This window comes from Mycobacterium sp. (assembly GCF_049281135.1).
GTDB lineage: Bacteria > Actinomycetota > Actinomycetes > Mycobacteriales > Mycobacteriaceae > Mycobacterium.
The window spans coordinates 1-6,061 of sequence record NZ_JBAPRN010000077.1 but is presented as its reverse complement, the minus strand read 5'-3'; the positions used below and the strand labels follow the sequence as shown (position 1 = coordinate 6,061).

At 66.8% G+C, this 6,061-nt stretch carries 8 protein-coding genes; 4 read left to right on the top strand and 4 right to left on the bottom strand.

Translation table 11 applies throughout. The features are described 5' to 3' along the window. Positions 1–407: FHA domain-containing protein (locus WAN02_RS03240; protein WP_422262749.1), on the bottom strand; the 407-nt coding region annotated here is incomplete at its 3' end. Positions 408–497: 90 nt separating this feature from the next. Continuing rightward, positions 498–1,691 (bottom strand): NADH:flavin oxidoreductase, encoded by a 1,194-nt coding sequence (locus WAN02_RS03235; RefSeq protein WP_422262748.1) that lies wholly within the window; start codon positions 1,689–1,691, stop codon positions 498–500. Between the two features lie 50 nt (positions 1,692–1,741). Between WAN02_RS03235 and WAN02_RS03230 the strand changes: the two genes are divergently transcribed. After that, on the top strand, positions 1,742–2,587 hold the full coding sequence (locus WAN02_RS03230) for a bifunctional methylenetetrahydrofolate dehydrogenase/methenyltetrahydrofolate cyclohydrolase (protein WP_422262747.1): 846 nt from the start codon (positions 1,742–1,744) through the stop codon (positions 2,585–2,587). Further along, entirely contained in the window at positions 2,584–2,865 is a 282-nt protein-coding gene (locus WAN02_RS03225; protein WP_422262746.1) for a DUF3017 domain-containing protein, read from the top strand. The genes WAN02_RS03230 and WAN02_RS03225 overlap by 4 nt, the downstream gene beginning before the upstream one ends. Here the strand turns inward: WAN02_RS03225 and WAN02_RS03220 are convergent. Beyond that, on the bottom strand, positions 2,862–3,272 hold the full coding sequence (locus WAN02_RS03220; protein ID WP_422262745.1) for a DUF732 domain-containing protein: 411 nt from the start codon (positions 3,270–3,272) through the stop codon (positions 2,862–2,864). The genes WAN02_RS03225 and WAN02_RS03220 overlap by 4 nt on opposite strands. 160 nt (positions 3,273–3,432) lie before the next feature. Here WAN02_RS03220 and WAN02_RS03215 point away from each other — a divergent pair, with 160 nt between their 5' ends. Next, complete coding sequence (locus WAN02_RS03215; RefSeq protein ID WP_422262744.1) at positions 3,433–4,863, top strand: FAD-binding protein; 1,431 nt, start codon at positions 3,433–3,435, stop codon at positions 4,861–4,863. Between the two features lie 3 nt (positions 4,864–4,866). Here WAN02_RS03215 and WAN02_RS03210 read toward each other — a convergent pair whose 3' ends face one another. After that, a complete protein-coding gene (locus WAN02_RS03210) occupies positions 4,867–5,238 on the bottom strand; it encodes a DUF732 domain-containing protein (protein ID WP_422262743.1) in 372 nt (123 codons plus the stop codon). A 56-nt stretch (positions 5,239–5,294) separates the two neighbouring features. On the opposite strand from WAN02_RS03210, the gene WAN02_RS03205 reads away from it, so the two are divergent. Continuing rightward, on the top strand, positions 5,295–6,061 hold a 767-nt coding region (locus WAN02_RS03205; protein WP_422262742.1), incomplete at its 3' end, for a DUF222 domain-containing protein.

Here is a 6,061-nt window from a genome sequence, read left to right as displayed (position 1 = left end):
GGGCGTGGTTGCTGTGGCGCGGGTCCCGGCCGGGCGGGCGCCGGCGATTTGGCGATCGGCATCGACGTCGTCTGCGGCGGCCGGCCTACGACACCGTCGTGGCGTCCGATCTCGAAAGTCAGTTGCGGCCCGTCGGGGTTGCCGATGTTGACGGCCTGGCCGTCATGGATGTCGATCACCGGCACGCGGCGTCCGTGGACGTAGGTGCCGTTCAGCGAGCCGTTGTCGATGGCCAGCCAGCGGCCTTGATCGAAGCGCAGCAACAAGTGTGCCCGGGAGATCAGCGGATGCGTGATGCGCATGTCGGCGCGAAGATCGCGGCCAACCACGATGTCGTGACCTGCGGCGAAGGTACGTTGTGATCCGTCGTGCCGGACTGTCAGCGCGGGCGGTGCGGCGTGACTCATCGCCCCAACATTAGCTGCTTGGCTCACTGCACCGACTGTATCGGCTGCCGCTCGATCGCCTCCGAGCGACACGGACGACGCGTCAGTAGGTCAGTGCGCCAACGCATCGGGCGCGCCGGTCACCACGCAACGGGTGCGGGTGTAGATCGTCGGCATGCAGCGATTGCAGTGCGTACACGCGGATTGCACGCCGGCGCCGTCGCGTGCGATCCGGTTGATCAAGTCGGGCTCGGCCAGCAGGGCGCGGCCCATCGCGACGAACTGGAAGCCTTCTGCCATGGCCAGATCCATCGTGTCGCGGTTGGTGATGCCGCCGAGCAGGATCAGCGGCATCGTCAGCTCGGCGCGGAACTGCTTGGCGTCGCGCAACAAATAGGCCTCTTTGTAGGGGTATTCGCGCAGGAATTTCTTGCCCGTCATCCGCATGCCCCAACGCAGCGGCGGCTTGAAGGCGCCGGCGAATTCCTTGAGCGGGGCGTCGCCGCGGAACAGGTACATCGGGTTGACCAGCGAGCTGCCGGCGGTGAGCTCGATAGCGTCTAATCCGCCGTCGTCCTGCAGCCACTTGGCGGTGGTGATCGCCTCCTCGACCGAGATGCCGCCACGCACGCCGTCGGACATGTTGAGCTTGGCGGTCACCGCGATCTGGTCCTGGACCGCGTGCCGCACGGCCATGACCATGCCGCGGGCCACCTTGGCCCGGTTCGCCAGCGAGCCGCCGAACTCGTCGTTGCGCCGGTTGATCAGCGGACTCAAAAACGCACTCGCCAAATAGTTGTGACCCAAATGCACTTCGACGGCATCGAACCCGGCCTCGATGGCCAGCTTGGCCGCGTTGGCGTGCGCGGCGATCACGTCGTCGATGTCGTCGCGGCTGGCCTTCTTGGCGAACCGCATGCCGATCGGGTTGAAGAAGCGCACCGGGGCCAGCGCGGTGGCCTTGTTGGAGCGGGCGTTGGCGACCGGGCCGGCATGTCCGATCTGTGCGCAGACCGCCGCCCCCTCGGCGTGGATCGCGTCGGTGAGCCGTCGGAACCCGGGCACCGCTTCCGGTCGCATCCAGATCCCGTTGCCTTCAGTGCGGCCGCCCCGCGAGACCGCGCAATAGGCGACGGTGGTCATGCCGACCCCGCCGGTGGCCGGCAGCCGGTGGTACTCGATCAGGTCGTCGCTGACCAATGCGCCTGGCGTGCGGGCTTCGAAGGTCGCGGATTTGATGGTGCGGTTACGCAGCGTGATGGGCCCGAGCTTCGCCGGCGCCAGCACGTCCGGGGCTTCGGACATGGTCAGGAGCGTACAGCGGGCGGCACAGCGCTCATGACAAACTGGACGACGTGGGTGCAATCACGCTGGACGGCAAAATCACGCGCGACGAGATCTTCGTCGACCTGAAAGAGCGGGTGGCCGCATTGACTGCGGCGGGGCGGACGCCCGGCCTGGGCACCGTGCTGGTCGGCGACGACCCGGGGTCCCAAGCCTACGTCCGTGGTAAGCACGCCGACTGCGCCAAGGTGGGTATCACCTCGCTGCGCCGCGACCTGCCCGCCGACATCAGCCAGGCGAAGCTCAACGACACCATCGACGAACTCAACGCCAACCCCGAATGCACCGGCTACATCGTCCAGTTGCCGCTGCCGAAGCAGCTCGACGAGAACGCCGCGTTGGAGCGCATCGATCCGGCCAAAGACGCCGACGGGCTGCATCCGACCAACCTCGGCCGACTGGTGCTCATGGACCCGGCCCCGCTGCCCTGCACCCCACGCGGCATCGTGCACCTGCTGCGGCGCTTCGACGTCGAGATCGCCGGCGCTCATGTGGTGGTCATCGGCCGTGGTGTGACGGTGGGCCGCCCGCTGGGGCTGTTGCTGACCCGTCGTTCCGAGAATGCGACGGTGACGTTGTGCCACACCGGAACTCGTGACCTTGCCGCGCTGACCAAGCAGGCCGACATCATCGTGGCCGGGGTCGGTGTGCCGCACATGTTGACCGCAGACATGGTGCGTCCCGGCGCCGCCGTGATCGACGTCGGCGTCAGCCGAGTCAACGACAAACTCACCGGCGACGTACACCCCGACGTGTGGGAGGTCGCGGGACACGTCTCGCCGAATCCTGGCGGCGTGGGCCCGTTGACTCGTGCGTTCCTGCTGACCAACGTCGTTGAGTTGGCCGAGGGGCAGTGAGCGTGCGCAGCCTGCTCCGCCCGCAATGGCCGATCGTGACGGTGATGCTGATTTTCGTCGTGGCGTTCAGTCTGGCGGCGGCCAACTTCTGGCGCCGTGGCGCACTGTTGATCGGCATCGGGGTCGGCCTTGCCGCCGTGCTGCGGTTGGCGCTCGCCGAGGACCGTGCCGGGCTTCTGGTGGTGCGCAGCAAGGGGATTGACTTTGCCACGATGGCGTCCGTCGCGGCCGCGATGGTCTATATCGCGTGGACGATCGACCCGCTGGGGACGCGCTAGACCCCCGGAATTCCGGTAACGCCGGGGAACTGTGGCGGACCGGAAGGGTTGCCGCCCATAAGGTTTGCCAACTGCTCGGGGCAATACGTCCGGATCGCGATGGTGGTGAACATTCGAGCCACTTGCGGTGACATGCCGCGGCGGGCGACACCCGATGCGGCGGCGGCGAAACTGCCGCCCGGCTGAGCGATCATCGGGCAGATGGACTCCCCGACGGCCATCGCGTTGCCCGGTTCGCCGTACTCGATGCCGGCGTGGCTGAGAGCGTCGATGAAGTTGTCGTCGTTGGGATCTGCCTCGCCCGGCGTCGAGAAGACGGTGGCCACCGTGATCAGACATCCGAGACCGATCAGCGCACGTACTGTCAACGGCTGATTGTTCAACTGCGACATCAAGTTGCGACGCATACCCACCCCCCTCAATATTCTGCGGTCGCATCGAACATTGGTCTATCGCTGTCACGTCCAGAACACGGCGCGGTAAAGGTTCGCGCACATTTGGGGCGACACGCGGTCGAGTGTGCAGTATCGCGGCGTGTCTCGGGTTCGCGTACATGACAATTCGGGCATGACGGGTGACATCTCGCGTCAGACATTTCTGCGCGGCGCCGTAGGGGCGTTGGCCGCGGTCGCCGTTGTCGGCTCAGGGCGTGCCGGCGGCGCGCCGATTGCGTCGGGCTGGGACGGACTGTCTATCGGTGGGCAGGTCATCCGGCCGGACTCTCCGCAATTCAGTTCGGCCAAAGCGGTTTTCAACACCAACTACAACGGGATGACACCGGCGGCGGTTGTCGTTCCGACCTCGGTGGCCGATGTGCAGAAGGCGATGGCGTTCGCTTCCGCGAACAACCTCAAGGTCGCTCCGCGCGGTGGTGGGCATTCCTATGTGGGGGCGTCCACGGCGAACGGCACGATGGTGCTCGACCTGCGCCAGCTGCCCGGGGGCATCGATTACGACGCCGCCACCGGCCAGGTCACGGTGACGCCCGCGACGAGTCTGTATGCGATGCACCAGGTTCTGGCGGCGGCGGGCCGGGGTATCCCGACGGGAACCTGTCCGTCGGTCGGTGCGGCGGGCCACGCCCTGGGCGGCGGGCTGGGCGCCCACTCCCGGCACGCCGGGCTGATGTCGGACGCATTGCGATCGGCTACCGTGGTGCTGCCTGGCGGCCAACCGGTCACCGCGTCCGCCAGCTCCCAGCCCGACCTGTTCTGGGCGTTGCGCGGCGGCGGTGGCGGAAACTTCGGCGCGACCACGTCGCTGACCTTTGCGACGTTTCCCACCGGCGACGTCGACGCGGTGAATCTCAACTTCCCGCCGCAGTCGCTCGCGCAGGTGCTGGTGGGCTGGCAGAGCTGGCTGCGTACCGCCGATCGAAGCTGCTGGGCGCTGGCGGATGCCACCGTCGACCAAATGGGCACGCACTGTCGCATCCTGGCTACCTGCCCGGCCGGGTCCGGTGCCGCCGTCGCATCCGCCATCACGTCGGCCGTCGGCATCCAACCGGGCGGCACGGAAAATCACACGTTCAACTATCTGGACTTGACGAATTATCTTGCTGTCAACAACCTCAACCCGTCGCCGCTTGGGTATGTCGGCGGCTCAGACGTTTTCGCGGCGATCACCCCGGCCGCTGCACAGGGTATCGCCGCCGCGGTCGACGCGTTCCCGCGCGGGGCGGGTCGCATGCTGGCGATCATGCACGCGCTCGACGGTGCGCTGGCCGACGTGCCGGTGGGAGCTTCCGCTTTCCCGTGGCGTCGGCAGTCGTCGTTGGTGCAGTGGTACGTCGAGACGTCCGGCGACCCGTCGGGCGCGCTCGGCTGGCTGGGTGCGGCGCATAAGGCGGTGGGGCCGTATTCGGTTGGCGGGTATGCGAATTACCTCGAGGCCAACCAGCCGGCGTCGCGGTACTTCGGGCCTAACCTCTCGCGACTTGACGCCGTTCGGCAGAAGTACGATCCGGCACGAGTGATGTTCTCCGGGCTGCCGGTGTGAGGCTTAGTAGGTGAGGGTTTTCGGCAGCAAACCGAATTTGTCGATGCAGTAATTCGATATGGCCGCGCCGATGATCAGCGCCGACTGATGCATGGTGACTCCGGCCGTGCCGTTTTCCTGATGAACTACTCCAACCAACGGATCAAAACCGATTTCGGAGATCCGGTTGCACAACTCCCGCCCGTATGCGGTTGCCGCCGCAGGACTGCTGGCGGGCACGTCCACCGATTGAATAGCGACTTCGTATGCGGTGTCGTTGTCGTCGGCGTGGGCCAGGGGCGAGGCACCCACGGCAAGCGCCATTAAGGGCAACACCAGCTTCACACCCGCAGAATAGCGGCGGCACTCGCCGGTTATCCACAGTTGCGGTTTCATCCACAATTGCGCCTCCGGCGTGGCTCGGTGTCGGTGCGTGGCGATACAATTCGAACATGCGTTCTAGTAGTCGTGAGGAGATCGTCGAGGTTCTCGACGCGCTCGAGGCCGGCTACAAACGCGCCCTGGATCTGACGTTTGATGTGCTGACCACGCCGGAGCGGCTGCGGGTGTTGGAGCGGTTGGAGCAGTTGCGTCGTTGGCAGCCGGCGCTGGAATATCCGGTGGTCAATCAGCTCGCCGAGCAGGCCGATCCGACGGAGTTGGGCGGCAAGCTGACTGCGGCGTTGGCCAACCGGTTGCGGATCAGCCGCGCCGAAGCATCCCGGCGAGTGCACGAGGCCGCCGATCTCGGTGATCGGCGTGCGCTGACTGGCGAGCCGTTGGCGCCGGTGTTGCCCGCCACCGCGGAGGCGCAGCGCAACGGCGACCTCGGTCCCGGTCATGTCGCGGTGATCCGCGGGTTCTGGCATCGGCTGCCCGACGTCGTCGACCTCGAGACCCGAGCCAAAGCCGAAGCGCACCTGGCCCGGCTGGCCGGCGAACATCGTCCCGATGAGTTGGCCAAGCTGGCCGACAAGCTTCTCGACTGCCTCAACCCCGACGGCGACTTCACCGACACCGACCGCGCGCGGCGCCGCGGCCTGAGCATCGGGAACCAGGACCCCGACGGGATGAGCCCGATCAGCGGCTACCTGACACCCGAAGCCCGCGCCACCCTCGACGCGGTGTTCGCGAAGTTGGCCGCGCCCGGCATGTGCAACCCCGACGATATCGAGCCGTGTGTCAGCGGCACCCCGTCGCAGGCCGCCATCCAGGGCGA